Raw genomic sequence first — 26,632 nt, forward strand, 5'->3', positions numbered from 1 at the left:
AGGAGCTTTCCCGTGCTACGCCGAACTAGTGACGGTCCGCCACACCCGCACCCGCGCCCGACGCACCCTCCGCCCCCGGGAAGCCCGGGATCTTCGGCAGCTGCGCCGGGTCGAACGACGGCACCTTCGGCAGGATGTCCTTCACCGCGCCGAGCCCCATCTCCAGGAAGATGCTCGTCGCCAGTTGGCCCAAGTGGACGACGAGCGTCCCGCCGACCTTCGTGAACCCGGCGGCGTCCCCCTTCAACGCAGCCGCGACCAGCTCCTTCGTGTCCGTCTTGATCAGCTCGACCGCCGCCTTCATCCCCTCCCGGGCGGCCGCCTGCTGCGGGGTCGCCGCGCGGCCCGCGTAGTTGGCGGGCGAACCGCCGGGGATGATCGCCAGCAGGTTGTCGAGGCCCTTGTCGGAGTCCTTGCGGGCCTTGTCCAGCTTCTTCTTGTCCTTCTCGCCGTTGACCACCATCCCGGCCAGCTTGCCCGTCTGCTGCGACGCCGCACCGAACTTGCTGACGGTCTTGAAGGTGGACGCGAGCTTCTCCCGGTCCTTGTCGCCCAGCGGTACGACGGGGGCCATCGGTACGACGGGGGCCGAGACGGCCTGCGCTGCGGCCGGAGCCGTGCGCGCCTCGGGCGAGGCGACCGCGGCGGGGCCCAGCGTGAGGACCCCGCACAGGGCGACGGTGACGGTGGCGGAGAGGGTGGCGGTGTGGCCCATGGGGCGGTTCCTTCCGGTGGTACGGCCGAGGGGTGCGGCCGTGGCGTGCGTACGACGAGGGGGACGGCCCGGAGTGCACCTCCGGGCCCACCGATCACACTCCGCCACCAACCCATCACCCGCAATCGCAGCGCCCCCTGTCACCCCATCAGCAGCACCCGCACCGTCAGGACCCCTCCACCAGATCCAGGTACGCGTCCAGCTCCCGCCCCGCCGCCAGCATCGCCCGGCTGCGGCGGTCCAGCCGCCCGTGCCACTCGGCCAGCACCTCGCCGAGCGCGCCCGCGTCGCCCGCACCGCGCAGTTGTTCGGTGAAGACCCGGATCCGGTCGAGCGGGAAGCCGCCCCGCCGCAACTGCCGGGCGACGTACGCGTCCCGCACCGCCTCGGGCGGGTAGCGGCGGTGCCCGGTCGCCGGGTCGCGGCGCGGACGCAGGATCCCGGCGGCCTCCCACTTGCGCAACGAGGCCGGATGCAGGCCGAGTTGACGGGCGAGAGTGCCGACGGTCGGGTCGGTACGCGTGCGAGTCCGGGGGTACGTCCGAGGCTCGGCCGTCAGCGCGCCCAGCGCGGTGGTGACCTCCGCCAGGGTGTCGCGCTCGTGCAGCAGCTCCGCGTGCGCCCCGTCGATCAGCCGGAAGAGCGTGCCCGTGTCTTCCCGGTGCGCGCACCGCAGGATCTCGGCGGCGACCCCGTGCCCGTACCCCGGGCGCAGTGCGAGGAACGCGCGCAGGGCCTGGGCGTGGGCGGGGGTGTAGCTCCGGTAGCCGGAGGCGGTGCGCGCGGCGGGCGGCAGGATGCCCTCGTCCTCGTAGTTGCGTACCGCCTGGGTGGACAGTCCGTGCTCGCGGGCGAGGTCGACGGGGCGCAGGCTGCGGGGGCTCATGGTGACCACCGTTTGAGGGTTGGGGAGGCTTCTACCCCAGGAGAGCGGGCAAAAGTCTCAACGGAGCCTTCAAGGATACGGTGGAAGGCAGACCAGGCACCCACCCTCACCTCCAAGGGGACACCCATGCCCTCACCCCTCCACCCCCTCGGCCTCCACTTCGACGACGACCCCTCCCAACTCGCGGACGCCGCAGACCAGTTGCTCGCAGGGCTGCCGCAGGCGCCGCTCCTCCTCGGCCTCGGCGAGCCCACCCACGGCGCGGAACAGTTCCTGGAGCTGCGCAACGAACTCTTCCTGCACCTCGTCCGCCACCACGGCTACCGCGCGATCACCCTCGAAAGCGACTGCCTCGCCGCCACCCGCGTCGACGACTACGTCACCACCGGCACCGGAGACCTCGACCAGGTCCTGGCCACCGGGTTCACCCACCGCTTCGGCGCCTTCGCCGCCAACCGCGACCTCGTCGTCCGCCTGCGCGAGCACAACACCGACCTCCCGCCCGAGGAGCAGGTGCGCTTCCACGGCTTCGACGGCCCCCTCGACATCGGCGACACCCCGAGCCCCCGAACCTCCCTCCTCGCCGCCCACACCCACCTGGCCGACCGCCTCCCCGCCCACCGCGTCCCGCACACCCCCGACACCCTGCGCGAACTCCTCGGCGACGACGCCCCCTGGGAGGAGGGCCAGGCCCTGAAGGACCCGGCGCTCTCGGTCGGCGGCACCCCGCGCGCCCGCGAACTGCGGGCCGCCGCCGACGACGTACTCGCCGTGTACGAGACCGAACTCCCCACCCTGCGCCCCCAGGACCCCACCGCCTTCGACCGCGCGCACACCCACGCCCGCACCGCGCGCGGACTCCTGCGCTACCACGCCGCCATGGCCTCCACCGCTCCCGACCGGATCGCGGTCATGCTCGGCATCCGCGACGCGATGATGGCCGAGAACCTCCTCGCCCTCGCCGCCGCCCGGCGCACCCCGAGCCTCGTCTTCGGCCACAACTCCCATCTCCAGCGCACCCGTTGCGGCATGGACTTCCTCGGCGAGCAGCGCTGGTGGGGTGCGGGCGCCCTGGTCGCCGCCTCCGCGATCGGCGACCGGTACGCCTTCGTCGCCGCCGACTCCACCCCGGAGGCCGCCGCGGCCTGCGCCCCCTCCTGGGCCGACCCCGCCGACGCCGCCCGCCCCGAGGGCGAGACCTTGCAGCACGCCCTCGCGGCCGCCGCGCCCGCCCGCGCCTTCTTCCCCGCCCACGCCCTGGCCTCGCACGACGCCGTCCCCGGCCGGCGCGCCCCCGGCAGCTGGTGGTACGCCCCGCTCGACCCGGCCGACCTGCCCGCCATGGACGCCGTCGCCTTCGTGGGCCCGCTCCGGGAAGAAAACAGCCTCACTCTCGGCTGACACTCGTATGACGTCACCGACGACACCCGAACGCAAGGGCCACCGCATCACCGTCGAGCAGGGCACGACGCATGTCCGTGTCGTACGGGACGGGCAGCTGCTGGCCGAGAGCCGCCGCCCGCTCCTCCTGCGCGAAACCGGCCTGCCCGTCCGCTACTACCTCCCGCCCGAGGACGTCCGCACCGACCTCCTCACCCCCTCCGACACCTCGACCCACTGCCCCTTCAAGGGCGACGCGTCGTACTGGTCGGTGCCGGGCGCGGCCGACCTGGTGTGGGCGTACCAGAACCCGATCCCCGAAGTCGCCGAGATCAAGGGCCACTTCTCCTTCTACGACACCGAAGTCGTCAGCCCCGACGGCAACTGAGCGCACACACGGACAGAGGGCCTCCCGATGGATTCGGGAGGCCCTCTGCGTCAGCTATGCCGGGCGTGTCAGAAGCGCGAGACGTGCCAGCTATGCCGCACATGTCAGACGTTCGACGACTCGTTGCCGAAGGTCGGGTTCAGGGCGCCGATCACGTTGACGGTGTTGCCCGTGGCGTTCACCGGGACGTGGATCGGGGCCTGGACCAGGTTGCCGGAGACGACGCCGGGGGACTGGACGGCCTTGCCGTTGGCGTCGGAGCCGCTGGCGGCCGAGGCGGCGCCCGCACCGGCGGCGATCATTCCACCGGCGACCATGGTGACGGCAACGGCCTTGTTGAGCTTGTTCATTGGGGGGTCCTCCTGGTTATTTCTGCGGCCAGCCAGCCGCAGCACACAGGGAAGAACGCGTGAACCCACCGGAGGACACGCACTTTCCGAGATCGTCCGCCGCGGGCCCCCGTGATCGAACACGACATGCGGTCCTTGATCGAACATCGGGTACGGGGCCGGGCGCACCCCTCAACCGTCCCCCGGCAGCACGTCCTTGGCCGCCAGCCGGGGGCCCGTGAAGCAGAGCCGGTACACGTCGGCCCGGTCCAGGACGCTGCCGTTCGAACGGTAGAACTCGCAGCGCGTACCGGCGGGTCGAGGCGCTGCCCGCACGCCTTCGGGCACGTAGGCGAACTGCTGACCGGGCAGCCGGTCGGCGAAGGAGTCGCGCGGCTGGCCCGCCCGCAGCGCCGCGTAGTCCGCGGGGCGCAGTACGGAGCCGGTGAGCTGGTGGGCGAGCGTCGCCGCCGAACCCAGCGCGACCAGCCCGAGCGCGGCCGGCGCCGCGAAGGCCACCGCGAAGCGCCGCCGGGTGACGCGCCGGGCGGCGGCCAGGCCGTTCTCGCGTACGGGCGGCGACGGCCGAGAGGGAGGGGTTACGTCGTCGGGGAGTGCGGCCAGCATCTCGTAGCCGCCGTCCCGGTGCCCGGCCCGGAAGGTGCCGCCGACCAGCCGGACCCGCTCGCGCAGCCCGGTGAGGCCGTGGCCGCCGGGGGAGGCGGAGGGGGTGGGGGCCGGGTTGGTGACGCGTACCGACGTACGGGAATCGCGGTGGTCGACGGAGATCCGGACCGGGCTGCCCGGCGCGTGCTTGAGGGCGTTGGTCAGGGCTTCCTGGACGACCCGGTACACCGTGCGGTCGACGAGGGGCGCGAGGGACGGGCCGGTGCCGGTGCGGTGCAGGGTGACCGGGGCGCCGGACTCGCGGGCGCGGGCGACGAGTTGTTCGACGGACTCGGGCGGCGACGTCGGGGAGGGGGCCGCTGCCCGCAGCACGCCGATCGTGTCCCGCAGGTGGTCCACGGCGTCGGCGACGGCCGTGCGGAGATCGGCGAGGTCCGCGCGGTCGGTGTCGGTGAGGGTGGGGGACAGCTCCAGGGCTCCGGCGCGCAGGGCGACGAGGCTCAGCTCGTGGCCCAGGGAGTCGTGCATGTCGGCGGCGATGCGCTCGCGTTCCCGCAGCCGGGCCCGTTCGGCGACCGCGCGCTGCCGTTCCTCCAGGGCCTGCGCCCGGTCCCAGCCGTCCCGTACCAACGCGGCCCTGGCCCGGAGGTACCGCCCGGCCAGCCACGGCAGCAGCAGCGCCAGCGGCACCAGCGACACGGTGTAGAACCAGTACACCGCGTCCACCCGCAGCACCGCGCACACCGCAAGGTCCACGGCCAGGCAGCCGCCGAGCGCGACCAGCGCGGGCCGCGTGCCGGTCGGCCCGGTGCCGAGCCGCAGGGTCAGAACCGCCAGCGCCAGCAGGTACGGGCTGCCCGCCGGGACCGGGCCGCTCGCGAGCCCCAGCGCGCAGACCGCGTTGGCGAGGAGCACGCCGGTACGGGGACGGCTCCGGCTCACGGGCACCGCCACCGCGAGGACCAGCAGCGGCAGGACGAGGTCCCGTACGGGGGAGGGGGCGGCCCGTTCTCCGTACGCGAAGACGCCCGCGCCCGCGAGGGCGGCCCAGAGGGCGGTGTCCAGGAGGGCGGGCGGCTTCGGCTTCAGTCGTTCGAACACGGGATCAGTCTCTGGCATCCGCCTTCTCAGGCGTCCCGGCGGCGCAGCACCACCAGCCCCGCCAGGTGGGCCGCGACCGCCCAGCCGAGCACGATCAGCAGGCCGACGGGTGCGGGGTAGGGGGTGTCGCCGCCGCGCATGAAGTACGTCCCGGCGGTCTGCGGCAGGAGGTCGTTGACGGCCGTCAGGAGCGGTCCGCCCAGCCCGGTACACATCACCGGGAGGCCCGCGACCAGCACCACCAGCACGCTCAACGCCGCGGCGGCCGTCCGCAGCGCGAGGGCCACACCCACGGCCAGCACCGCGAGCAGCGCGCAGTACACCCCCATGGCCAGCACCTGCGTGGCCGACTGAGCCGCGTCGAAGGTCGCCCGGCCGCCGAACGGGCCCCATGCCACGGCCAGTCCCACCGCTCCGAAACCGGTCCCGGCCGCGAAGGCCACCGCGGCGGTCACGGCCGACTTGGCGAGGTGCAGCCGGGCCCGCACCGGCACCCACAGGAGCGAGGCGCGGGCGCTTCCGGTGGCGTACTCGCCGGTCACCGTGGCCATGGCGAGCACGAGGAGCGTGAACTGCCCGAGGGTCAGGGCGGACACCGGCGCGTTGCCGAGCGGCTGGAGGGGGTGGGCGTTGATGCGGGCGATGGAGGCGTAGTAGAAGGCGAAGACGCCGGTCAGCGCGAGTCCGGCGAGCAGGCAGGCCGTCGAGGTGCTTACGGACCACAGCTTGGCCCACTCGGAGCCGATCGCCGAGGCGAGGGTGGCCCCCTGTCGCTTCTCCCTGTTCACAATCCCGCCTTCGGCTCGCCGGTCGTCCCGTACTCCACGCTCTGCGCGGTCAGTTCCATGTACGCCTGCTCCAACGAGGCTGTGACGGGGTGCAGTTCGTGCAGTCGTACGCCGATGTGGTGGGCCAGGTCGCCGACGGCGGCCGAGGTCGTCCCCCGGGCGACGAGCGTGGTCTCGCCGGACACGTCGACGTCGTCCAACTTCCCTGCCAAGAGGCGGAGTTCCTCGGGTTCGGCCGTCCGTACGTGTACGGAGGCGCTCGCGCTGCGGGCGAGGAGTTCGGCCATGGGGAGGTCCGCCAGCAGGTGGCCCCGCCCGATGACGACGAGCCGGTCGGCGGTGAGCTGCATCTCGCTCATGAGGTGGCTGGAGAGGAAGACGGTGCGCCCCCGGGCCGCCTGCTCCCGCACCAACTCCCTCACCCAGCGCACTCCTTCGGGATCGAGGCCGTTCACGGGCTCGTCCAGGACCAGCACCTTCGGGTCGCCGAGCAGGGCGCCCGCGATGCCGAGCCGCTGGTACATCCCGAGCGAGAACGCTCCGGCCCGCTTCCGTGCCACCTTGGCCAGGCCGACCTGCTCCAGAACCTCGTCCACGCGGCGGACGGGAATGCCGTTGCTGCGGGCCTGCGAGTTCAGGTGGCCGCGGGCGGAGCGCGCCGGATGCAGGGCCTTCGCGTCGAGCAGTGCGCCCACCTCGCGCAAGGGGCAAGGGAGTTGGGCGTACGGTCGGCCGTCGATCAGCGCGGTGCCGGCGGTGGGGTGGTCGAGGCCGAGGATCATGCGCATGGTGGTGGACTTCCCGGCGCCGTTCGGGCCGAGGAAACCGGTCACCCGGCCCTCCTCGACATCGAGCGTCAGATCGTCCACGGCGACGGTCTCGCCATAGCGTTTGGTCAGCCCTCGCAGGGTGATCACAGCAGTTCCTCCGGTGTGGTCGGCACTGCTTCGACGCTAGGTTCCCTGCGTCCGCCACTGCATCGTTCTCAGGTCGGTGACCAGGCCCTTTACTTTCGTCAGGGGTGTCGGGCGAAAGTCGCGGAGGGCTACGATGCGCCGATGGTTGACGTACTGATCGCGGACGACGAAGCGATGGTCCGGGCCGGGGTCCGGGCGATCCTGGCCAGGGACCCGCTCATCGAGGTCGTCGCCGAGGCCGCCGACGGGGCCGGGGCCGTCGAAGCGGTGCGCGCCCACCGGCCGGCGGTGGCCCTGCTCGACATCCAGATGCCAGGACTCGACGGGATCGCGGCGGCGGCCCGCATCCACCGGGAACTGCCCGGCACGGCGGTGGTCATGCTGACCACCTTCGGCGAGGACGACTACATCGCCCGCGCACTGCGCGAGGGCGCCGACGGCTTCCTGCTCAAGGCCGACGACCCGCGCGAACTCCTGCGCGGCGTCCACGCGGTGGCGTCGGGCGGCGCCTACCTCTCCCCGAGGGTCGCCGCCCGCGTGGTGGCCGGCCTGCGGGTCGGCCGCCCCGCCCCCGACCCGGCATCCGCACCGTCCGCCCTCACCTCACGGGAACGCGAAGTCCTCGCCCTGGTCGGGTCCGGCCTGTCGAACGCGGAGATCGGGGTTCAACTCCACCTGGTCGAGGGCACGGTGAAGGCCCACGTCAGCGCGATCCTCGCGAAGCTCGGGGTCCGCAACCGGGTCGAGGCGGCGATCACGGCGTACGAGGCCGGGCTGACGGGTCGTCAGCAGTAGCCTCCTGCCCGGCGCTAACGGGCGGGCAAGGGGGCGGTGTGCCCGATCCGGGCCCACCCTGGGACCGCCCCATGCCCGCACCCGCCGACTCCGGACACGCGCAGCCCCGGGGCTCTCGGGGCGCCTCCCGGTGCCGGGTGCGTGAAGCTCCGGCCCGCTGGGCCAGGGAGTCCCCAGCCCCGCCCCTTCACCTGAAGCGCTTGGCCGCGCGGCTGGGTGGGTGGCTGGGCGCGCAGTTCCCCGCGCCCCTGAAGGGGCGCACTCGCGCGGCCGAGCCGCAGATCTCGTACCGCCCCGCGCCCCGGCGAACGCGCTCGGCCCGCACCCGGCGACGAGGGCCACTTCCGCGCCCGTGCTCAGGCCGTTCGGGGTCGGGGCCCGATATCCGTACGGCTTCGCAGTGCGGCTCGTCCGCGAGGACGGTCGTGTCGCGCCGGACCGCGGCCTCGGTGAAGACCGGGCGCGAGAGTTCGTCGTCGGGCAGGAAGCCGGTGTCGTAGTTGAGACCTCGGGCGCGCACGGGGAGCTCCTCTTTCGCGGATTCAGTGCGTGTGCCGTACGGATAAGCGAACCGCCCGGGAAGCAATCTGCACAATCGGAGCCGGCCTCTGCCATGTTTTGTCGGCTTTCGGACCCCGCCGCCCAGTTGGCGCAATACCGGTCGTTCCGTACGACCGGCGTTCCCTACCGTGACTGAATGACCGTCACTTCATCTGCCTCGGCCCTCTCCTGTCGAGTCGTCAGCCGCACAGTCATCGGTGGGGCAGTGCTGTTGCTCCTGCTGCCCGCGCAGGCGGGATTACTCACCTCGTCGGCCTCCGCCGCCCCAGCGGCCGTACCGTCCCGGGCCGCGCTGGCCAAGAAGGTGTCCGCGCGGGCCTGGATCGTCGCGGACGCCCGCACCGGGCAGGTCCTCGCCGCCCACAACCCGCACGCGAAACTGCCCCCGGCCAGCACCCTGAAGACCCTGTTCGCCCTGACCGCACTGCCCCGCGTGCCCGGCTCGGCCCTGCGCAAGGTCAGCAAGCAGGACCTGGCGGGGGTCGGCGAGGGCAGCAGCGTGGTCGGTGTGAAGGCCGGACGCACCTACCGCGCGGCCGACCTGTGGCGGGGCACCTTCCTGCGCTCGGGCAACGACGCCGTGCACGTCCTGGCCGCGATGAACGGCGGCTGGAAGTCCAGCGTCACCCAGATGCAGGCCAAGGCCCGCGCCCTGGGCGCCCGTAACACCAAGGTCGTCAGCGCCGACGGCTACGACGCGCCGGGCCAGTACTCAACGGCGTACGACCTGGCGCTGTTCGGCCGCGCCGGCCTGAAGAACAAGTCCTTCGCCCAGTTCGCCGCGACCGCCAGCGCCCGCTTCCCGGACAAGACCCGTACGGACGGCAGCCACATCTCCTCGTACGCCATCCAGAACACCAACCGCCTGCTGACCGGCGCCAACGGCATCGGCCGCTACCGGGGCATCGTCGGCATCAAGAACGGCTACACGAGCAAGGCCGGCAACACCCTCATCGCCGCCGCCACCCGGGGCAAGCGCACCCTCATCGTCACCGTGCTCAACCCCCAGCAGGGCAACGGCCTCACCGTCTACCGCGAGGCCCGCGCGCTCCTGGACTGGGGCTTCGGGGCGGCGGGCCGGGTGAAGCCGCTGGGCACCCTCAACCAGCCGGCGTCATGACGGGCGGGGCGTCCCGGGAAGGGCCGCCCCGTACCATCGGCAGTTCACCCATGGCCATCACGAAGGGCACGTCATGAGCAACGCCGAGCAGGACCCCGCAGCTGTCGTGTGCGAGCAGGGGTCCGACGGTACGGCCCCCAAGGTCGAGGTGCTGACCCCGAGGGACGTACCGCTCGGCGGGCCCCGGGCGATGACGGTACGTCGGACGCTTCCGCAGCGGGCCCGCTCGCTCATCGGCGCCTGGTGCTTCGCCGACCACTACGGCCCCGACGACGTGGCCACATCGGGTGGCATGGACGTGGCGCCCCACCCGCACACCGGCCTCCAGACCGTCTCCTGGCTCTTCACCGGCGAGATCGAGCACCGCGACAGCCTCGGCACGCACGCCTACGTCCGCCCCGGCGAGCTCAACCTCATGACGAGCGGGCGCGGCATCAGCCACTCCGAGGTCTCCACCCCGGCCACCACCGTCCTGCACGGCGTCCAGCTCTGGGTCGCCCTCCCGGAGTCCGCCCGCGACACGGACCCCGCCTTCGACCACTACGCCCCCGAGCCCGTGCGGGTCTCCGGCGCCGAACTCCGCGTATTCCTGGGTACGTTGGCGGGCGCGACCTCTCCCGTCCCGACCTTCACCCCCCTCCTCGGCGCCGAGATCCTGCTCCCGCCGCGCGCCGGCCTCACCCTCCCGATCGACCCGGCCTTCGAGCACGGCCTCCTCGTCGACCAGGGTCGGGTCCGCCTCTCCGGCACCCTCCTCAACCGCTCGGACCTCGGCCACCTCCCCGAGGGAAATTCCACCCTGACCCTGACCAACGAGTCGGACGCCATGGCCCGCACGGTCCTGCTGGGCGGCACGCCCTTCGGGGAGCGGGTGATCATGTGGTGGAATTTCGTCGGCCGTACGACGGAGGACATCGCGAAGGCCCGGGCGGACTGGATGGAGGGCGACCGGTTCGGCGAGGTCCAGGGCTACGGCGGGGCGTCGCTGCCCGCGCCGGAGCTCCCGAACGTGCCGCTGAAGCCGCGGGGCAACGCGCGCTAGTGCGGGGTTCCCAGGTACGGGAAGTCCGGGCGCAGGTCGGTGTGGGGGCGCAGTCCGTCGTGCGGGGCGGCACCCCCGGTCAGTTGGGCGATGCCCATGTTGATGACGTCGTCGGTGAGGTTGCGGCCGTTGGGGAAGCCCTCGGCGCTGGACCGGTCGTACGTCAGGAGGTCGGGAAGCAGGCTCTCCGCGAGGGCGGTGGCCCGGTCGGCGGGGTGGCCCGCGTGCTCGAAGACGTGGGCGAACTTGGTGAGGAAGCGCTCGCGGTCGTGCGAGGGGTCCTGCTGGTTCCAGATGCGTTTGTCGTCGTCGCTCAGGTTGAAGGTGGCGTCGACGGCGGGGCGTCCGGCGCGGTCGCCCTGGACCAGGCGGCCGTCGTGCGGGACCAGGACGCGGGCCCAGATGCCGATGTGCGGGTTCGGGCCGAGGGCGTCGTGGGGGACTTCGAGCACGATGCCGAAGACGTTCTTGTCGGCGAAGAAGTCCGTGCCGGTCCACTGGAACTTGTCGGCCGCGCCGACGGGGTCGGCGAAGAACGGGTCGCTGCGCAGCCCGGCGAACAGCTTGAAGCCGTCAGCCTCGGTGATCCGCGGTTCGGGGCCGAAGGTCACCGGGGCGTCGGCGAGGACGGTCTCGCCTGCGGTGAGGTCTGCGGCGGCCGCCCGGCCGGTGGCGCGTTGCAGGGTCGCGGTCTGCGTGTTGTCGCGTACGGGGGAGAAGCGGACGCGGAAGGCGATGTCGGTGACCGCGTCGGCGTCGGTGTCCACCCCGAACTCGTACACCGACTCGTGGTCGACGGCGTCCTCGGTGATCGGCGAGGTCGGGTTGATGTTCATGACGAGGACGGTCCTGCTCGCGTCACCGGGCTTCTGGAACGCGTAGAGGTCGGTGATGTGGCTCCTGGGGTCCGAGCTGGTGGGGCTGATGCCCAGGCCGGATACGTGGTGCGCCATGGCGGGGTTCCTGTCGGGTCGCGTGGGAGTGCCGGTGGAATGGCGGTGGTTCGGTGCGGCGGATGCTCGGTGCCGGTGCCGGTGCCGGTGCCGGAGTCGGTCCCGGTGCCGCCTGCGCGTGGGCCTTCGGGTCCCTCGCGGCCCGAGGAACGGTGAGAGACACGCTCTGCCTTTCCGTAGTCGGCTGCATATCCGTCATCCGGCGTATTTGCCCCGGGGGGATCGGGCAGGGTGGAGGGCATGACGACACCCGCAGAGCTTCTTCGGTCCTTCGCCCGCACCCGGGCCTCGCTCGACGGCGCGGAGGTCACCTACTGGTGGACCGGTGACGTGTACTCCTGGGCGCCCGACGAGCCCTACCAGCGCCTCTTCGGGTTCGAGGGGCTCAACCTCGCCCGGCTCGTGGAGGACCCCGAGAACGGGCCGGACGCCTACCAGCTCCTCACCCGCGAGGCCGCCTTCTACCTGGACCCGGCCACCCGCGAGATCCTGGAGACCTGGCAGGACCTGCCGGTGGTGCACATCTGGAACGACCCCGCGAACCAGCGGTGGCGTCCCTTCCCGATCCCCACCACCGACCTCGGCGACCAGGTCTGCTTCAGCCTGGAGATCCCGCTGGCCTACCCCTCGCCGCTGCCGGTGGCCGACTATCCGGAGGCGTCGGCCGGCGACACGTACAAGGCGCTCGAACTCTTCCAGTTCTTCGCCGACCGCGCCGACCTGGCGGGTGACGCGCCGAGCGTCCCGGCAACGATGTCGTGGAGCCGGATGTCCCCGTGGCTGCCCTGGATGGGGCGCGGCCGGCGGCCCGGCGGGCTCACCTACCACTGCCGGGGCCGCAAGCTGGGATCGTACGAAGAGGTGCCCGAGCGGACGCGCGCCCACATCGCCGACCGGCACCCGGAGTTCGCCCACGCGCCGGAGAAGTGGAGCGAGCCGAACGAGACCAGCTGGACGTACTGGCGCAAGCTCCACCCTCCGAAGTAGCCGACCCGTTGCCGGGGGCGGGGCCCCGGCTCCGTAGTGCGGTCGCCTCCGCACGCATGGGGGCGCTCTGCGGGGGTAGTCGCGGGCAGTGGGGGGCCGGAGCGTGAGCCGGAACGAGCTGGTCGAAAGGGGGGCCGGATGCCGGACGACCCGGGCGTCGACCCGCTCCCCCTCACCGTCGGCGCCGCCTACGAGGGAAGCCCCGCCGACATCGGCGAGGCCCGTGCCCTCTCCCGCGACTTCCTCCGCCGGGTCCGGGCCGACTACGGCCTCCCCGTCTCCGAGCGGGCGCTGGAAGTGCTCCCGCTGGTGGTGAGCGAGCTGATCACCAACGCCTGCAAGTACGCCCCCGGCCCCCAGCTCCTCGAACTGTCCACCGACGGAACCGCGATCCAGGTCTCCCTCTGGGACAGCAGCCCGGCGCTTCCCCTGCCCCGGGCGGGCGACGCCGACCGCGTCGGCCAGCACGGCCTGGAGATCGTCATGGCCCTCTGCCAGGGGTACGAGGTCCACCAGCAGCCCCTCGGCAAACGCACCCGCGTCCACCTCGCCCTCACCGACACCCCCCGCACCCGGCAGCGGGACGTCAAGGAGGCGTGAAGACGGGGGCTTCGGCCGGTAAGAAGGCGCAAGGAGGGGCGGGGCGGGTGCTTTCCCGCGCCGATGCTGGGCGGACTTGTGCTGCTGAAGGAGTACGTCCATGCCCGCCACCCCCGCCGTCACCGAGCCCTCCGTCGAGGGGCCGTCCTCGGTGCCTCCCCCACGCGGTGACACCGCCGCCGACCCCGGTGCCCGGCACAAGCTGACCGCGGTGACCGGTCTCGCCGCGCTCTCCCTCGACGCGATGGCGTCGGTGGCGTACGGGCCCGAGGCGATCGTCCTGGTGCTGGCGGCGGCCGGTGCCCACGGCCTCGGCTTCACCCTGCCCGTCACCCTCGGCATCGCCGCACTGCTCGCAGTGCTGGTGGCGTCGTACCGGCAGGTGATCGCCGCGTTCCCGGACGGCGGCGGAAGCTACGCCGTCGCCAAGCGGTACCTGGGGGTGCGCACGAGCCTGGTCGCCGCCGCCTCCCTCGTCCTGGACTACGTACTGAACGTGGCCGTCGCCGTGACCGCCGGAGTCGCCGCGCTGACCTCGGCGTTCCCCTCGCTGTACGAGGACCGGGTGCCGCTCTGCCTGGCCGTCCTCGTCCTGGTCACGGGCGTGAACCTGCGCGGGGTCGTCGACTCCGCCCGCGCCTTCGTCGTACCGACGGTCGTCTTCGTCGGGGCGATCCTGGCCATGGTCGTCGTGGGGCTGTTCCGGGACGCCCCCGCCTCCACCGAGGCGGCGGCCGGGCACGCCTCCGTGCTCGGCGACAACGCCACCACCGTCGGCGCGCTCCTGCTGCTGAAGGCCTTCGCGTCCGGCTGCTCGGCGCTCACCGGCGTCGAGGCCATCGCCAACGCCGTCCCGTCCTTCCGGGCACCGGCCGCCCGCCGGGCCCAGCGCGCCGAGGTCGCCCTCGGGGCGCTGCTCGGCGTGATGCTGATCGGGCTCTCCGTCCTGATCTCCCGCTTCGGCCTCCAGCCGGTCGAGGGCGTCACCGTCCTCGCCCAGCTCGCGGACGCCTCGCTCGGCCACAACTGGGCCTTCTACGTCGTCCAGTTCGCCACCATGATCCTGCTCGCCCTCTCCGCGAACACCTCCTTCGGCGGCCTCCCCGTACTCCTGGGCATCCTCGCCCGCGACAACCACCTCCCGCATGTCTTCGGCCTCAAGGCCGACCGCCAGGTCCACCGGCACGGCGTCCTCACCCTCGCCGCCGTCTCCGCCGCCCTCCTCCTCTTCTCCGGCGGCGACACCAACACCCTCGTCCCGCTCTTCGCGATCGGCGTCTTCATCGGCTTCACCGTCGCGCAGGTCGGCATGGTCCTGCACTGGCGCACGGTGCGCGGCCCGCGCTGGGCGGGCAAGGCGGTCCTCAACGGGCTCGGCGCGGTGCTCACCGGGGTGAGCGCGGTCGTCGTCACCGCGACCAAGTTCCACGACGGCGCCTGGCTGATCGTCGTCGCGCTGCCGCTGCTGATGGCGCTGTTCGCGCAGGTGCACCGTGCGTACGGTCGTATCGGGGCCCGTCTCGAAGTCGGCCGCATCCCCCAACCGCCCTGCCGCGCCCGCTCGTTGGTGCTCGTCCCCGTCTCCTCCCTCTCCCGGCTCACGGGCGAGGCGCTGAGCGCGGCCGTGTCGCTGGGGGACGAGGTGCGCGCGGTCACCGTCTGCCACCCCGACCCCGAGGACCGGGCGCAGGCCGAAGCGCTGGAGCGGGACTGGGCGCTGTGGAACCCCGGCGTCCCCCTGGTCCGGATCACCTCCGAGCGCCGTACGATCGGCCGCCCCGTCGCCACGTACGCGAACGACGTCGCACGCGACGAACCCGGCACCCGCATCACCGTCCTCATCCCGGAGGCCGAACCCGCCCACCTCTGGCAGCGGCTCCTGCAGAACCAGCGCGGCGCGGTCGTCGCCCACGCCGTCCGCAGGGACACCGACGCGGTGATCTGCCGTCTCCGCTTCCGGCTGTGACGCTGCGGCTCACCGCCCGAAGTCGACTTCCAGCCGGTATTCACCTCCCAGGATCCGGCGGGCGCTTCCGGCGGTCACGTTCAGGCGCAGTACGGCGCGGCGCACGGCCGGTTGCCCGTTCGGCGCGGTGGGGGTGACCGCGACCTCGCAGCCCTCGGGCGCGGTCAGGCAGGGGCTGCTCCGGGTGAAGGCGACCGCGGCCACGCCGGGGTGGGCGACGAGCCACTGGTGTGCGTCGTCGGCCCGGGAGCCGCACTCGCCGTCGCTCTTGCAGGTCGCCGTGTACGTCACACGGGCCCGGTCGCCGTCGGTGCGGGCCTCGGACACCCGACGGTAGGCGTCGGGGGCCCTGCTGCTGTCGGCCGCGCGCAGATTGTCCTGGTACGCGGTGTTGAAGGCGTCGGCCGTCAACAGCACGGCCGCCGCCGCCCCGGCCAGTACGACCAGCGCCACCACCGCACCGAGCACCTTGGGCCGCGCGGGTCGGCGAGGGCGGGGTGCGGCGGGGGAGGGCGGGGGTATCGGCGCGGGGGTCATCGCGGTGACGGTGCGGGGCTGGGGCACGGGGGACGGCGTCGGCAGATCTGTAGGGGTGAAGGCCGGTGCCGTCGTCGGCTGGGCCAGCAGTGCCCGCAGTTGCGTCATCGTCAGCCGCTCCGCCGGGTCCTTGCGCAGCAGGCCCGTCAGCAGAGGGGCCAGCGGGCCCGCCCGTACGACCGGCGGGGGTTCCTCCGTCGCCACCGCGACCAGCACCGCGCTCGGTGTCGTGCCCGCGAAGGGGGCGTGGCCCTCCACGGCCGCGTAGAGCGTCGCGCCCAGCGACCACAGGTCGGACTCCGCCGTCGCGGGCAGGCCCCGCACCTGCTCGGGGGCCATGAACGCGGGCGTCCCCATGATCATGCCGGTGGCCGTGAGCGTCGCGTCCCCCTCCACCGCCGCGATGCCGAAGTCGGTCAGCACGGCCCGGCCCTCCTCCAGGAGGATGTTGGCGGGCTTGATGTCCCGGTGGGTGATCCCCCTCCGGTGCGCGGCGTCCAGCGCGGCGGCCACCTGCTGCCCGATCGCCGCGACCTCCTGCGGCGGCAGCGGCCCCCGCGCCGCGACCAGGTCGGCCAGCGACCCGCCGGACACCAACTCCATGACGATCCAGGGCAGTCCGTCCGGCCCGGCCACCCGGTCGTGCACGGTGACGATCCCCGGATGCTTCAGTCCCGCCGCGGCCCTGGCCTCCCGGTCCAGCCGCGCGATCCAGTTCACCCGCTCGGCCTCCCCGAGATGCCCCGGCAGCCGCAGCTCCTTCACGGCCACCTCCCGCGCCAACTGCGTGTCCTGGGCCCGCCAGACGGCACCCATGCCGCCCTGGCCCAGGAGGTGGGTCAACTGGTAACGGTCTGCGAGGAGTTGAGCGGCGTCATCGGTCACAGGCGCATAGTAGGAGGCTCTTGTCGCGGAAGGGGCCCGTGGGGCGCTCAGCCCCAGCCCGGCGGCAGCAGATCCCAGGAGTCGTGATCGAGCCACTCCTCGAACGTCACCGGGCGTGCGTCGCCCCCGTGGTCGAGCGAGAGCGGCAGGATCAGCCCGCAGGTCGCGCGGCCGTCCCACCACACCGTCCCGGCCAGGGGGCCGGTGACCGCCAGCAGCGTGGCGAAGCCGCAGCCGTGTTCCTGGAGGAGGACCGTTCCGGCGGTCTTGCGGTCCTCAAGAACCCCGCACTCGTCGTCCCAGACCTGCCAGGCCTCCGGGTCCGTCTGCCGGTCGGGTTCGCGCGCGTCCAGGGCGTCGTCCTCCGCCACGTACGAGTCGGGGTGCGGGAAGGGCACACGCAGCAGCTCCGGCGGCGTCGCGTGGCTCGTGCCCCAGTCCCAGCCGCGCTCGCCCCTGCGGGGCAGGAACACCGGCTTGGGGGGCTCCGGCTGCTGGAGATACGTACGGTACGAAGCCGGAAAGGTCACCCCGAGCTCGCGCTCGGCGAGGGACAGTTCGGCTTCGGTCAAGGGGGCGGACATGGGGAGAGCCTAGACGGGGTGTCGGCGGGCAGGTCGGCTCCGGTCGGTGAGGGATTTGCCGGAACAGCAAGGATGTTTGCGCCTGGCGCAGTGCGGGTGCACCTTCGAGGCATACCCAGTCGAGCGGAAGTGAGGTGGTCGCGGTGACCACGAGTGGTGTGGAGCGGGCGGAAGGCGTCGTCGCGGACGCCTATGACGTGGTCGTCGTCGGAGGCGGTGCGGGCGGTCTGTCGGCCGCGCTGATCCTCGGGCGCGTGCGGCGTTCGGTGCTCGTCGTCGACGCGGGCGAGCCGCGCAACGCGCCCGCCGCGCACATGCAGGGCTACCCCTCGCGCGACGGCATGCCGCCCGCCGAGTTCCTGGCCGTGGTGCGCGAGGAGGTCGCCGGGTACGGGGGAGAGGTGCGGCGTGACACGGTGACGGAGGTCGTGCCGGACGGGGCGGGCGAGTTCGACGTGGTCCTGGCGGGCGGAGGGCGGGTGCACGCGCGCCGGGTCGTCGTCGCCACCGGCCTGGTGGACGTGCTGCCGGATCTCCCGGGCGTGGCCGAGCGCTGGGGCCGGGAGGTGCTGCACTGCCCGTACTGCCACGGCTGGGAGGTGCGGGACCAGCGGATCGGCGTGCTGTACCGGGAGGAAGTGGGCGTACACCAGGCTTTGTTGTTCGGTCAGTTGTCGAGCGAGGTGACGCTGTTCCTGGATGGGTCTGAACTTCCGGGCGAACAGCGTGAGTTGCTTGAAGCGGCAGGCGTACGGGCGTCGGTGGACGGGAAGTTGGCCGAGCTGGTCGTGACGGACGACCGGCTGACCGGAGTGCGCCTCGCCGACGGCGAGGTCCGGGAGGTGGAGGCGTTCGTCGTGCCGCCCCGGATGGTGCCCCGCGACGGTGTGCTGACCGCCTTGGGCGTACGTACGCACGAGACGCCCGCCGGGACGTTCCCCGAGGTCGACGCGACCGGCATGACCAGCTTCCCCGGCGTGTGGGCGGTCGGCAACGCCATCGGCGCCGCAGAGCAGGTGGTCAACGCGGCCAGTGCCGGATACCGGGCCGGGGTCGCCGTCAACACGGCCCTGTTGCAGGACGACTTGGCGGCCCGACCCGTACCCGCCAGAAGCTGACCCGGGCTACCGGGGCTTGCTCAACTCCCCGACCAGGACGGTCACATGGCTGTGCTCCGGGTCCTTCACCGCGGTGACCAGCGTGACCGTCCCCGCGGCGGCGGTCTCCCGCAGCCGGTCCAAGGCCTCGGCCGCGGCCGGTTCGGCGAGCTCCGCCTCGTAGCGGGAGCGGAACTCCGCGAAGTCCCACTGCCCCGCGTGGTAGGCGGTCCGCAGCTCCTTCGACGGCGTCAGGTCCTTCGGCCACTCGTCCACCGCCGCACGCTCCTTGGACAGACCGCGCGGCCACAGCCGGTCGACGAGGACGCGCACCCCGTCGTCGGGCTCCGGCGGGTCGTAGACACGGCGCACTCGCACGCGGCACTCGGGACGCGACGGCATCGTTCGCCACCTCCTGGGTCGGGCTGTCCAGCCTAGGCGGCGGTCGTACGGATGAGGCCGTACGACATCAGGAGCGCGCCCCGTAGTGCGCGCCGACCGCGACCGCGCGGTCGTGCAACGTCGTGCGGAGCCACTCGGGAGCGAGGACCTCCGCGTGCGGGGCGAGCTGCCACAGCGCCCATTCGGCGTGCCGAGCGTCCTGGAAGGCCACCTCCAGGCGCAGCCGCCCGTCCGCCTCCGGCTCCTCGGTGAGGACTGCGAGGGCCGTGGTCACCAGCGGCTCCCGGTGCGCCGGGGTCACCCGCACCTGCGCGGTGACCCGGTCGCCGCCGTTGCGGAACCGGTGGCTGCGCTCCTGCCAGGCCCGCTCCAGGTCGACCCGCTCCGGGCGCGACGCGGGCTCGTCGAGCAGCTCGGCGGCCCGGATCCGGGAGAGGCGGTAGGTGCGGTCCTCGCCGGAGCGGGTGGCGAGGAGGTAGGTCTGTTCGCGTACGGTGACCAGCCCGACCGGGTCCACCGTGCGCCACTGCGCGGGCCGGTCCACGGCCTCGTACCGGATGCGCAGCCGCTGTCCGCCGAGGACCGCGCGCCGGACCTCGGCGGCGATCGGTCCCGGCACGTCGTCGGCGTCCTGCCGCCGCGAGAGCAGGTCGGTCTCGGGGTCCACGAGCAGCCGCTCGGCCACTCCGGCGGCCGTGTCCCGCTGGCTCTCGGGCAGCGCGTCGACCACCTTCAGCATCGCCGAGGCGAGCGCCGAACCGAGCCCGAACGCCTGCGGGCCGCGCCGCGAACCGGCGACCAGGAGGGCGAGGGCCTCGTCGTGGTTGAGGCCGGTGAGTTCGGTGCGGAAGCCGGGCAGCAGGGCGAAACCGCCGTGCCGCCCGCGCTCGGCGTGCACCGGGACGCCCGCCGCCGACAGTGCCTCGATGTCGCGGAGCACGGTCCGGGTGGACACCTCCAGCTCGCGGGCGAGCGCCGTCGCCGACAGCCGACCGCGCTGGCGCAGCAGCAGGACCAGGGAGACGAGACGATCGGCACGCATGCGCCCGACCCTAAGCGAGACGCCGCGGCTCCTTCAGCTCTGCTCCGGCAGGAGTTCGTCCAGCAACTCCCGTACGAGGGCCTCGATCCGGTCGCGGATCAGCCGGACGGCGGCCACGCCCTGCCCGGCCGGGTCGTCGAGCGCCCAGTCCAGGTAGCGCTTGCCGGGGAAGACGGGGCAGGCGTCCCCGCAGCCCATGGTGACGACGACGTCCGAGGTCTCAACGGCCCTGGTGGTCAGGCGGGTTGGCGTCGCGGCGGAGAGGTCGACGCCCACTTCGCGCATCGCCTCGACGGCCGCCGGATTCACGGCGTCGGCGGGCGCGGACCCGGCCGAGCGGACCTCGACGCGGTCCCCGGCGAGGTGGGCGAGGAAGGCGGCGGCCATCTGCGAGCGGCCCGCGTTGTGGACGCAGACGAAGAGGACGGCGGGTGTGGGGTGTTGTGTGCCGGGGGCGTTGTCGACGGGCATGGGCTTCCTCAGGTGCGGGGGCGGGTGGATGTGTGTGTACGGGTGCGGCCTTCGGCGGCGGCGTCCGGGCCCGCCCCGGCCGGGGCCGGGAAGAAGCGCCGGGCGGCCAGGGCGACGTACACCAGGCCGATCAGCACCGGCACCTCGATCAGCGGGCCGACGACCCCGGCCAGGGCCTGCCCCGAGGAGGCCCCGAAGGTGGCGACGGCGACCGCGATGGCGAGCTCGAAGTTGTTGCCGGCGGCGGTGAAGGCGAGGGTGGTGGCCCTCGGGTAGGGCAGGCCGACCGCCCTGCCGACCGCGAGCGAACCGGCCCACATGACGGCGAAGTACACCAGCAGCGGGAGGGCGATGCGCAGGACGTCCACGGGGCGGGAGGTGATGGCCTCGCCCTGGAGGGCGAAGAGGACGACGATGGTGAAGAGCAGGCCGTAGAGGGCGAACGGGCCGATGCGGGGGACGAGTCGGGACTCGTACCAGGTGCGGCCCTTGGCTCGTTCGCCGAGCTTGCGGGTCAGGTATCCGGCGGCGAGCGGGATGCCGAGGAAGATCAGGACGCTGCGGGCGATCTCCCAGGCGGACACGTCCAGGCCGGTGGTCGCCAGGCCCAGCCAGCCGGGGAGCACGGAGAGGTAGAACCAGCCCAGCAGGCCGAACGCGAGGACCTGGAAAACGGAGTTGAGGGCGACCAGGACGGCGGCTGCCTCGCGGTCGCCGCAGGCGAGGTCGTTCCAGATGATCACCATGGCGATGCAGCGGGCGAGGCCGACGATGATCAGGCCGGTCCGGTACTCGGGGAGGTCCGGCAGGAAGAGCCAGGCCAGGGCGAACATCAGGGCCGGGCCGACCAGCCAGTTGAGGAGGAGGGAGGGGAGGAGCAGGCGGCGGTCGCGGGTGACGGAGGTGAAGCGGTCGTAGCGGACCTTGGCGAGGACCGGGTACATCATCACCAGCAGTCCGAGCGCGATCGGCAGCGAGACGCCGACCACGCTGACCTGCGCCAACGCGTCCCCGAGGCCGGGCACCAGACGGCCGAGGCCGAGCCCGGCGGCCATCGCGGCGAGGATCCAGACGGCGAGGTAGCGGTCCAGGAAGGAGAGGCGGGAGGCGATCGGGGCGGTGGTCGGGGCGCTCACCGGGCGGCCCCGCCGGGCTGTGCACCGGCGTGCGGGGCGGCGGCGTGCGGGGCGCCGGCGTGCGGGGCGGCGGTGTGCGGGGCGGCGGTGGCCTCCGGCCGGGCGTGCGGGTTCGCCAGGAGGGCGGAGAGGCGGTCGGTCGTCGCGGGCAGCAGGCGGTAGTACACCCAGGTGCCCCGGCGCTCGGAGGCGATCAGCCCGGCCTGCTTCAGCAGCTTCAGGTGGTGGGAGATCGTCGGCTGGGACAGGTCGAAGGCCGGGGTGAGGTCGCAGACGCAGATCTCGCCGCCCTCGCGCGAGGCGATCATCGACAGCAGGCGCAGCCGTACGGGGTCGCCGAGCGCCTTGAAGACCTTGGCCAGCTCGGTGGCCGTCTCCTCGGGCATGGGGGCGCTCAGTAGGGTCGGACAGCCCCCCTCGGTGGCGTCCTGGCCGAGCACCGGCAGTTCTTGTTTCGACATGCTTCTATATTGACGTTCTCCGATGCAGCATGCAAGCCTGTATCGAGAAACATCGATGCAGCCCGCCGTGGTGCCCCCGAGGGTGCCCGGCGCGGGCGTTTCCGCCGAGGAGCGACACCATGACCGAGACCTCCCCCACCGACCTGCGCGAAACCGTCCGCCGCCGCTACGCCGCCGCCGCGACCCAGGTCACCGAGGGCGGCAGCGCCTGCTGCGGGCCCGCGGCGATCGAGGTCGACGAGAACTTCGGCTCCACGCTCTACGCCGCCGACGAGCGCGACGCACTCCCCGCCGAGGCCGTCGCCGCCTCCCTCGGCTGCGGCAACCCCACCGCCGTCGCCGACCTGCGCGAGGGCGAGCGCGTCCTCGACCTGGGCTCCGGGGGCGGCATCGACGTACTGCTGTCCGCGCGTCGGGTCGGGCCGACGGGCAAGGCGTACGGACTCGACATGACCGAGGAGATGCTGGCCCTGGCGCTGGCCAACCAGAAGCAGGCGGGCGCGACGAACGTCGAGTTCCTCAAGGGCGCCATCGAGGCGGTCCCGCTGCCCGCGCACACCATCGACGTGGTGATCTCCAACTGCGTGGTGAACCTCTCCACCGACAAGCCGGCCGTCTTCGCCGAGATGTACCGGGTCTTGGTGCCGGGCGGGCGCATCGGCATCTCCGACGTCGTCGCGGACGACACCCTCACGCCCGAACAGCGGGCGGAGCGCGGCGAGTACGTCGGCTGCATCGCCGGAGCGCTCTCCTTCGCGGAGTACCGGGCGGGCCTGGAGGCCGCCGGATTCACCTCTGTGGAGATCACCCCGACCCACGGCGTCGCCGACGGCATGCACTCGGCGATCGTCCGGGCGGTCAAGCCGGTGGCCTGACGGACAGTCAGCAGTGGCGGTGGTAGGCCTTGTTGGCAATGTGCCACGTGTCGCCGTCGCCGGTGCGGACCAGCAGGAAGACGTCCGTGAACGTGTCCGGGCCGTGCTGGAGCGTCATCGTGGCCGTCGCGACCGTGCCGTGCACCTCGACCGAGTCGATGCGGCGCGTGCGGGCCGCCTCGTCCGGGGCGGGTCGGCCGGAGAAGAGGCCGCAGTACGCGTCGAGCGGCCAGGACACGAACGCGCCGTCGCGGATGCCCTCCACATGGGCCGAGGGCAGGAACGCCTCGCGGAAGTGGGCGGGTTCGCCGGTCGCGTGGCCGCGCAGGTAGGCGCGGAGGGGGCGGAGTACGGATTCGGGCGCTGCCGGGGTCGTGGCGACGACCGCGATGTCCGCGTCGGGCGCCGCTGGGGTGGCGGCCAGGGCAGCGGCGGCGGGCAGGGGGACGCCGGACGCGTCGGCAAGCAGCGCCAGGTCCTTGGCGAGCGCGCCGAGGGTGAAGTCGGCGGCCCCCGTGGGCGGGCCCGTGAGGAGGGGGCGCTTGCGGGTCACCAGACCGCCCAGGTGGCCGAGTTCGAGTACGTCCAGGGCCTGGGCGCGGGTCAGGCCCAGCCCGTCGGCCTGACGCAGCGCGTCGCGCAGGGCCAGGAGCGCCCCGGCGAGGCTGCTGTTGGCGAGGAGCTTCAGGGCGGCGGAGGTGGGGGCGTCGGCACACTCCCGTACGGTGCCGAGGGCCTCAAGTACGGGACGTACAAGGAGAAGTGACGTGGCATCACCGGCCGCCAGGATCTTCAGCTCGCCCGCCGTGACGGCCGGGATGGAACCGAGCACCGGGGCGTGGACGTAGCGGGCGTGCCGGGCGGCGAACTCCGCCGCTTCGGCGGGGGAGACGGTGCTCGTGTTGAGGACGACCGTCTCCGTACGGAGGGAGCCTGCGACGGTGTCGAGCACCTCGCGGCAGGCCGCGCCGTCGAACAGGGCGAGGACGACGACGTCGGCCTTCGCCACGGCGGAGCGGGGGTCGTCCGTAGTAGGAAAGGTGCTGGGGGTACGGCCGGAGCGGGTCCAGCCGGTGACGTCCCAGTCGTGGGACAGCCGTGCGGCCATCGCGGAGCCCATCCTCCCGAGCCCGAGGACGGTGATGGTGCGCGGTGCGGTGGTGGTCGTCGTCATGCTCGTCAGCGTCCTGGACGGCAGGGGCTGCGACAAGCGCAGATCTCGCAGGGCTGCCCTGCGCAACACGCATACCTCGTACGCATACTGGGGCCATGGACCTGACCGTGTGGCGGACCTTCGTGACCGTGTGCCGTCTCGGCTCGCTGTCCGCGGCGGCCGCCGAACTGCACCACACCCAGTCCGCCGTCTCCCGGCAGATCGCCGGTCTGGAGAGGGAGTTGGGCGTCCCGCTGGTGGAGCGTCATGCCCGCGGTGTACGTCCCACACCCGCCGGGGCGGCCTTCCGCACCCACGCCCAGGTCACGCTCAACGAGGCCGACCGCGCGGTGCGGGCCGCACGGGACGCCCAACGGGGTTTGCGGCGGCGGCCGTTGGCGGTCGGCGCCACGCCTTCGCTCGCGGCGGGCATCGTCCCCGAGGCGATCCGAGGGCTCCTCGCGGAATCCGGTTCGCCCTTGCCGGAATCCGGTGCGCCCCCGACGGAACCCGGTCAGCTCCAGGCGGAACCAGGTCTGCCACTCCGCTGGAGCCTGCTGCCCGGTTTGAGCGCCGAGTTGCACGAGCGGATGACCGCCGGTGACCTCGACCTGGTCGTCGTCACGGACGCACCGCCGGGGCTGCCCGACGATCCCCGTGTCGTACGCCGCTTCCTCGGCCTGGACCGGATGGTCGTCGTCCTCCCGGCGGGCCACCCGCTGGCCGGTCGCGGACCCGTGCGCATCGCGGACCTCGCCGACGAGACCTGGGCCGAGGACAACGACGGCTCGGCGGCCCTCCTGCGCCGGCACGCCGCCCGCGCCGGGACCGAGACCCGCATCGACCTCGCCGCCGCCGACCTGCTCGGCAAACTCGCCCTGGTCGCGACCGGGCACGCCGTCGCGCTGGTCCCGGGAGTGCTGAGGAGCGCGCTGCGGCCCGACGTGGTGGCGGTGGAACTGGTCGACCCGCCGACCCGGGGCGTCTACGTCCTCACGCCGAGCCGGGACCCGCACCCTTCGGCCGACGCCCTCATCGCCCAACTCGGCGCCGCCTTCGCCCCGTTCGGGGAGTGAGGACCCTGCCGGACGGGGTCAGCCCGTGGCGCGCCTGCCGAGCAGGTACGTCGCGGTGAGGGCCACGCCGGGGTCGCCGTCCCGGGTGAGGTCGGTGAGCGCCTGCGCGGCGAGGGGCCCCGGGATGTCCGCGAGCGCCTGGGTGAGCCGCCGCCGCGCGAGGGGGTCCTTGGCACTGCGGGCGACACGCTCCACGAGACCGGCGGCGATGAGGTCGGCGGGGGCGGGGTCGGCACCGGGTGCGGGCAGGTTGGCCAGGGTGGTCAGCGTGTCGGCGGCGTCCACGTCGTTGAGGCCCTGGACGACCATGTCCAGGAGGACCGGGATCGCCTCCGGCAGGCCGCGTGCGCCCAGGGCCAGTGCCGCGATGCGGCGGACCGCGTGGTCGCGGTGGGTCAGGGCCTCGCGCAGCGGCCCCGTCGCCCCGGCGTCCGGGATCGCGGCGAGGGTGCGTGCGGCGCGGCGGCGGATCTCCGTGGTGGGGGAGGCGAGGCCCTTCGCCAGCAGGGCCGAGGGGCTCTCGTCCGCGCGGGCCAGCGCCCAGCGCAGGGCCCCGGCGACGTTCGGTTCGCGTTCGTTCAGGGCGGCCTCCACCAGTGCCTCCACCGGGGCGTCCTCCGTGGAGGAGGAGAGGACCGCGCTCTGGCGGCGGCCCGCGCTCTTCGAGCCCAGTGCCTGGAGGAGCGAGGTGGTCTGGAGGACGTCCTCCCAGGCCGTGGGCCCGGCCGCGTCGATCCGGCTCAGCCGGTCGAGGAGTTCCGTCTCGGCGGCGATCCGCTCCCGGGTCTGCCGGATGAGGTCGGCGACCAGCTCGGACGGGGTGAAGCCGGGGTCGTCGAGCGCCCGCCCGACGTCCCGCAGCGAGAGGCCCAGGGAGCGCAGGCTCTCGATGTGGAAGACACGGCGGATGTCCTCCGCCGCGTACTCCCGGTAGCCCGACCCGTTGCGGTCCGAGGGCCGCACCAGCCCCAGCGACTCGTAGTGCCGGAGCATGCGCGCGCTCACCCCGGACCGCCGCGCCACCTCACCGATCAGCACCCCGGCACCTCACCCTTCCTGGGCGTCCGGCCCCAGGGCCACGACGCGCTTCGCCTCCTCGATCGCGAACTCGAACCCGGCCTCCGGGTCGCGCAGCAACCGCTCCGTGGCGAGCGCGTGCGCCCGCACACCGGGGTCGGCGTGCGTGCCCGCCGCCTTCAGCACCGGCACGATCACCTCGCCCAGGGCGATCATCGCCCGGCTGAGGCTCAACTGCGTCGCACGCCCACCGCGCCCGAGCTGTGTCGACAGTACTGCGGCCAGATCCGGACGCTCCTCCTCCGGTACGAGGACGACCGCCGCCCGCCAGGCGCTCCGCGCGACCTCGTCGTCCGCGTCGGTGAGCAGCGCCCGCGTGATCGCCGGCCAGGCCCGCCGGTCGCCGGTCTTGGACAGGGTGTGCAGCGCCTGGCTGCGGGCCTGCGCACCCTCCGCGCGCAGCTCCCCGACGAGGGCCGGGACCGTCAGGTCGGGCGCGTGCCGGGTCAGGGCCCAGGTCAGCATTTCCCGCACCTGGAAGTCGGGCTCGACCGCGCACCGTACGACGAGCGTGTCGACGTACGCCGGGTCGGGGTCGGTGCCCACCGCCATCGTCGCCCGCAGCCGCACCGAGGCGCGGCCGTCCGCCAGCGCCCGGAGCGCCCGGGCGGTGTCCTGCTCCTGCTGTGCCATGGTCATCGGGACCACCTCCTGCGCCACAGTGAAGACCTTGTCACCGTG

29 protein-coding genes are annotated in these 26,632 nt (G+C 73.3%); 11 read left to right on the forward strand and 18 right to left on the reverse strand.

Features of this window, described 5'->3' with window-relative positions:
• Positions 1-25 precede the first annotated feature (25 nt).
• Both IE269_RS25260 and IE269_RS25265 read right to left on the reverse strand, forming a co-directional pair.
• Complete coding sequence (locus IE269_RS25260) at positions 26-715, reverse strand: hypothetical protein (RefSeq protein WP_189825442.1); 690 nt, start codon at positions 713-715, stop codon at positions 26-28.
• 166 nt (positions 716-881) lie between these two features.
• Entirely contained in the window at positions 882-1,601 is a 720-nt protein-coding gene (locus tag IE269_RS25265; RefSeq protein ID WP_189825443.1) for a MerR family transcriptional regulator, read from the reverse strand.
• A 126-nt stretch (positions 1,602-1,727) separates the two neighbouring features.
• On the opposite strand from IE269_RS25265, the gene IE269_RS25270 reads away from it, so the two are divergent.
• Both IE269_RS25270 and IE269_RS25275 read left to right on the forward strand, forming a co-directional pair.
• Positions 1,728-3,002, forward strand: a complete 1,275-nt coding sequence (locus IE269_RS25270; RefSeq protein WP_189825444.1) for an erythromycin esterase family protein — start codon at positions 1,728-1,730, stop codon at positions 3,000-3,002.
• A 7-nt stretch (positions 3,003-3,009) separates the two neighbouring features.
• Entirely contained in the window at positions 3,010-3,369 is a 360-nt protein-coding gene (locus IE269_RS25275) for a DUF427 domain-containing protein (RefSeq protein WP_189825445.1), read from the forward strand.
• A gap of 104 nt (positions 3,370-3,473) precedes the next feature.
• Here the strand turns inward: IE269_RS25275 and IE269_RS25280 are convergent, their stop codons facing one another.
• The 4 genes from IE269_RS25280 to IE269_RS25295 all read right to left on the reverse strand — a co-directional run bounded on the left by IE269_RS25280 (position 3,474) and on the right by IE269_RS25295 (position 7,131).
• Positions 3,474-3,719, reverse strand: a complete 246-nt coding sequence (locus IE269_RS25280) for a chaplin (protein WP_189825446.1) — start codon at positions 3,717-3,719, stop codon at positions 3,474-3,476.
• 171 nt (positions 3,720-3,890) lie between these two features.
• Positions 3,891-5,426, reverse strand: a complete 1,536-nt coding sequence (locus tag IE269_RS25285; RefSeq protein ID WP_229898205.1) for a sensor histidine kinase — start codon at positions 5,424-5,426, stop codon at positions 3,891-3,893.
• 26 nt (positions 5,427-5,452) lie between these two features.
• On the reverse strand, positions 5,453-6,214 hold the full coding sequence (locus IE269_RS25290) for an ABC transporter permease (RefSeq protein WP_229898206.1): 762 nt from the start codon (positions 6,212-6,214) through the stop codon (positions 5,453-5,455).
• Positions 6,211-7,131 carry an ABC transporter ATP-binding protein gene (locus IE269_RS25295; RefSeq protein ID WP_189825448.1) on the reverse strand — a complete coding sequence of 307 codons (921 nt, stop codon included), beginning with the start codon at positions 7,129-7,131 and terminating at the stop codon, positions 6,211-6,213. Before IE269_RS25295 ends, IE269_RS25290 begins: the two co-directional genes overlap by 4 nt.
• A gap of 141 nt (positions 7,132-7,272) precedes the next feature.
• On the opposite strand from IE269_RS25295, the gene IE269_RS25300 reads away from it, so the two are divergent.
• Positions 7,273-7,926, forward strand: coding sequence for a response regulator (locus IE269_RS25300; protein ID WP_189825449.1), 654 nt, complete (start codon positions 7,273-7,275; stop codon positions 7,924-7,926).
• A 187-nt stretch (positions 7,927-8,113) separates the two neighbouring features.
• On the opposite strand, the gene IE269_RS25305 is transcribed toward IE269_RS25300, so the two are convergent.
• Entirely contained in the window at positions 8,114-8,446 is a 333-nt protein-coding gene (locus IE269_RS25305) for a hypothetical protein (RefSeq protein ID WP_189825450.1), read from the reverse strand.
• 177 nt (positions 8,447-8,623) lie between these two features.
• On the opposite strand from IE269_RS25305, the gene IE269_RS25310 reads away from it, so the two are divergent.
• Together IE269_RS25310 and IE269_RS25315 are read left to right on the forward strand one after the other, a co-directional pair.
• Positions 8,624-9,607 (forward strand): D-alanyl-D-alanine carboxypeptidase family protein, encoded by a 984-nt coding sequence (locus tag IE269_RS25310; protein WP_189825451.1) that lies wholly within the window; start codon positions 8,624-8,626, stop codon positions 9,605-9,607.
• A gap of 73 nt (positions 9,608-9,680) precedes the next feature.
• Positions 9,681-10,649, forward strand: coding sequence for a pirin family protein (locus IE269_RS25315; RefSeq protein ID WP_189825452.1), 969 nt, complete (start codon positions 9,681-9,683; stop codon positions 10,647-10,649).
• On the opposite strand, the gene IE269_RS25320 is transcribed toward IE269_RS25315, so the two are convergent.
• Positions 10,646-11,602: a DUF4331 family protein gene (locus IE269_RS25320; RefSeq protein ID WP_189825453.1), complete on the reverse strand. Its 957-nt coding sequence runs from the start codon at positions 11,600-11,602 to the stop codon at positions 10,646-10,648. The genes IE269_RS25315 and IE269_RS25320 overlap by 4 nt on opposite strands.
• 240 nt (positions 11,603-11,842) lie before the next feature.
• On the opposite strand from IE269_RS25320, the gene IE269_RS25325 reads away from it, so the two are divergent.
• The 3 genes from IE269_RS25325 (at position 11,843) to IE269_RS25335 (ending at position 15,155) form a co-directional block, all read left to right on the forward strand.
• Positions 11,843-12,589 carry a DUF1838 family protein gene (locus IE269_RS25325; RefSeq protein ID WP_189825454.1) on the forward strand — a complete coding sequence of 249 codons (747 nt, stop codon included), beginning with the start codon at positions 11,843-11,845 and terminating at the stop codon, positions 12,587-12,589.
• 138 nt (positions 12,590-12,727) lie between these two features.
• Positions 12,728-13,189: an ATP-binding protein gene (locus tag IE269_RS25330; protein ID WP_189825455.1), complete on the forward strand. Its 462-nt coding sequence runs from the start codon at positions 12,728-12,730 to the stop codon at positions 13,187-13,189.
• Positions 13,190-13,289: 100 nt separating this feature from the next.
• On the forward strand, positions 13,290-15,155 hold the full coding sequence (locus IE269_RS25335; RefSeq protein WP_189825456.1) for an APC family permease: 1,866 nt from the start codon (positions 13,290-13,292) through the stop codon (positions 15,153-15,155).
• A 9-nt stretch (positions 15,156-15,164) separates the two neighbouring features.
• Here the strand turns inward: IE269_RS25335 and IE269_RS25340 are convergent, their stop codons facing one another.
• Positions 15,165-16,577, reverse strand: a complete 1,413-nt coding sequence (locus tag IE269_RS25340; protein ID WP_229898207.1) for a serine/threonine-protein kinase — start codon at positions 16,575-16,577, stop codon at positions 15,165-15,167.
• 47 nt (positions 16,578-16,624) lie between these two features.
• A complete protein-coding gene (locus IE269_RS25345; RefSeq protein WP_189825457.1) occupies positions 16,625-17,161 on the reverse strand; it encodes an SMI1/KNR4 family protein in 537 nt (178 codons plus the stop codon).
• Positions 17,162-17,304: 143 nt separating this feature from the next.
• Here IE269_RS25345 and IE269_RS25350 point away from each other — a divergent pair, with 143 nt between their 5' ends.
• Positions 17,305-18,279: an NAD(P)/FAD-dependent oxidoreductase gene (locus tag IE269_RS25350; RefSeq protein WP_189825458.1), complete on the forward strand. Its 975-nt coding sequence runs from the start codon at positions 17,305-17,307 to the stop codon at positions 18,277-18,279.
• Between the two features lie 6 nt (positions 18,280-18,285).
• Here IE269_RS25350 and IE269_RS25355 read toward each other — a convergent pair whose 3' ends face one another.
• From IE269_RS25355 to IE269_RS25375, 5 genes are all read right to left on the reverse strand, one after another.
• Entirely contained in the window at positions 18,286-18,660 is a 375-nt protein-coding gene (locus tag IE269_RS25355) for a DUF488 domain-containing protein (protein WP_189825459.1), read from the reverse strand.
• Positions 18,661-18,727: 67 nt separating this feature from the next.
• Complete coding sequence (locus IE269_RS25360) at positions 18,728-19,702, reverse strand: helix-turn-helix transcriptional regulator (protein ID WP_189825460.1); 975 nt, start codon at positions 19,700-19,702, stop codon at positions 18,728-18,730.
• Between the two features lie 33 nt (positions 19,703-19,735).
• A complete protein-coding gene (locus IE269_RS25365) occupies positions 19,736-20,173 on the reverse strand; it encodes an arsenate reductase ArsC (protein WP_189825461.1) in 438 nt (145 codons plus the stop codon).
• Positions 20,174-20,181: 8 nt separating this feature from the next.
• A complete protein-coding gene (arsB, locus tag IE269_RS25370) occupies positions 20,182-21,309 on the reverse strand; it encodes an ACR3 family arsenite efflux transporter (protein WP_189825462.1) in 1,128 nt (375 codons plus the stop codon).
• Positions 21,306-21,770, reverse strand: a complete 465-nt coding sequence (locus tag IE269_RS25375; protein WP_189825463.1) for an ArsR/SmtB family transcription factor — start codon at positions 21,768-21,770, stop codon at positions 21,306-21,308. Before IE269_RS25375 ends, arsB begins: the two co-directional genes overlap by 4 nt.
• A gap of 119 nt (positions 21,771-21,889) precedes the next feature.
• Between IE269_RS25375 and arsM the strand changes: the two genes are divergently transcribed.
• Positions 21,890-22,645, forward strand: coding sequence for an arsenite methyltransferase (gene arsM / locus IE269_RS25380; RefSeq protein WP_189825464.1), 756 nt, complete (start codon positions 21,890-21,892; stop codon positions 22,643-22,645).
• A gap of 7 nt (positions 22,646-22,652) precedes the next feature.
• Here arsM and IE269_RS25385 read toward each other — a convergent pair whose 3' ends face one another.
• Positions 22,653-23,819, reverse strand: a complete 1,167-nt coding sequence (locus IE269_RS25385; protein ID WP_189825465.1) for a nuclear transport factor 2 family protein — start codon at positions 23,817-23,819, stop codon at positions 22,653-22,655.
• A 95-nt stretch (positions 23,820-23,914) separates the two neighbouring features.
• Between IE269_RS25385 and IE269_RS25390 the strand changes: the two genes are divergently transcribed.
• On the forward strand, positions 23,915-24,874 hold the full coding sequence (locus IE269_RS25390) for a LysR family transcriptional regulator (protein ID WP_189825466.1): 960 nt from the start codon (positions 23,915-23,917) through the stop codon (positions 24,872-24,874).
• Positions 24,875-24,892: 18 nt separating this feature from the next.
• Here the strand turns inward: IE269_RS25390 and IE269_RS25395 are convergent, their stop codons facing one another.
• Together IE269_RS25395 and IE269_RS25400 are read right to left on the reverse strand one after the other, a co-directional pair.
• The gene (locus IE269_RS25395) at positions 24,893-25,912 is read right to left on the reverse strand and encodes a HEAT repeat domain-containing protein (protein WP_189825467.1); all 1,020 of its coding nucleotides are present in this window, start codon (positions 25,910-25,912) and stop codon (positions 24,893-24,895) included.
• Positions 25,913-25,921: 9 nt separating this feature from the next.
• Positions 25,922-26,590, reverse strand: coding sequence for a HEAT repeat domain-containing protein (locus IE269_RS25400; RefSeq protein WP_189825468.1), 669 nt, complete (start codon positions 26,588-26,590; stop codon positions 25,922-25,924).
• Between the last annotated feature and the right edge of the window lie 42 nt (positions 26,591-26,632).

The organism is Streptomyces spiroverticillatus (assembly GCA_014650415.1).
GTDB classification, from domain to species: Bacteria; Actinomycetota; Actinomycetes; order Streptomycetales; family Streptomycetaceae; genus Streptomyces; species Streptomyces spiroverticillatus.

Bases quoted from the DNA above. Each gene is read 5' to 3' on its own strand.
- IE269_RS25260 (WP_189825442.1), bottom strand. From the start codon at position 715: ATGGGCCACACCGCCACCCTCTCCGCCACCGTCACCGTCGCCCTGTGC.
- IE269_RS25265 (WP_189825443.1), bottom strand. From the start codon at position 1,601: ATGAGCCCCCGCAGCCTGCGCCCCGTCGACCTCGCCCGCGAGCACGGA.
- IE269_RS25270 (WP_189825444.1), top strand. From the start codon at position 1,728: ATGCCCTCACCCCTCCACCCCCTCGGCCTCCACTTCGACGACGACCCC.
- IE269_RS25275 (WP_189825445.1), top strand. From the start codon at position 3,010: ATGACGTCACCGACGACACCCGAACGCAAGGGCCACCGCATCACCGTC.
- IE269_RS25280 (WP_189825446.1), bottom strand. From the start codon at position 3,719: ATGAACAAGCTCAACAAGGCCGTTGCCGTCACCATGGTCGCCGGTGGA.
- IE269_RS25300 (WP_189825449.1), top strand. From the start codon at position 7,273: ATGGTTGACGTACTGATCGCGGACGACGAAGCGATGGTCCGGGCCGGG.
- IE269_RS25310 (WP_189825451.1), top strand. From the start codon at position 8,624: ATGACCGTCACTTCATCTGCCTCGGCCCTCTCCTGTCGAGTCGTCAGC.
- IE269_RS25315 (WP_189825452.1), top strand. From the start codon at position 9,681: ATGAGCAACGCCGAGCAGGACCCCGCAGCTGTCGTGTGCGAGCAGGGG.
- IE269_RS25320 (WP_189825453.1), bottom strand. From the start codon at position 11,602: ATGGCGCACCACGTATCCGGCCTGGGCATCAGCCCCACCAGCTCGGAC.
- IE269_RS25325 (WP_189825454.1), top strand. From the start codon at position 11,843: ATGACGACACCCGCAGAGCTTCTTCGGTCCTTCGCCCGCACCCGGGCC.
- IE269_RS25330 (WP_189825455.1), top strand. From the start codon at position 12,728: ATGCCGGACGACCCGGGCGTCGACCCGCTCCCCCTCACCGTCGGCGCC.
- IE269_RS25335 (WP_189825456.1), top strand. From the start codon at position 13,290: ATGCCCGCCACCCCCGCCGTCACCGAGCCCTCCGTCGAGGGGCCGTCC.
- IE269_RS25345 (WP_189825457.1), bottom strand. From the start codon at position 17,161: ATGTCCGCCCCCTTGACCGAAGCCGAACTGTCCCTCGCCGAGCGCGAG.
- IE269_RS25355 (WP_189825459.1), bottom strand. From the start codon at position 18,660: ATGCCGTCGCGTCCCGAGTGCCGCGTGCGAGTGCGCCGTGTCTACGAC.
- IE269_RS25360 (WP_189825460.1), bottom strand. From the start codon at position 19,702: ATGCGTGCCGATCGTCTCGTCTCCCTGGTCCTGCTGCTGCGCCAGCGC.
- IE269_RS25365 (WP_189825461.1), bottom strand. From the start codon at position 20,173: ATGCCCGTCGACAACGCCCCCGGCACACAACACCCCACACCCGCCGTC.
- IE269_RS25375 (WP_189825463.1), bottom strand. From the start codon at position 21,770: ATGTCGAAACAAGAACTGCCGGTGCTCGGCCAGGACGCCACCGAGGGG.
- arsM (WP_189825464.1), top strand. From the start codon at position 21,890: ATGACCGAGACCTCCCCCACCGACCTGCGCGAAACCGTCCGCCGCCGC.
- IE269_RS25385 (WP_189825465.1), bottom strand. From the start codon at position 23,819: ATGACGACGACCACCACCGCACCGCGCACCATCACCGTCCTCGGGCTC.
- IE269_RS25390 (WP_189825466.1), top strand. From the start codon at position 23,915: ATGGACCTGACCGTGTGGCGGACCTTCGTGACCGTGTGCCGTCTCGGC.
- IE269_RS25400 (WP_189825468.1), bottom strand. From the start codon at position 26,590: ATGACCATGGCACAGCAGGAGCAGGACACCGCCCGGGCGCTCCGGGCG.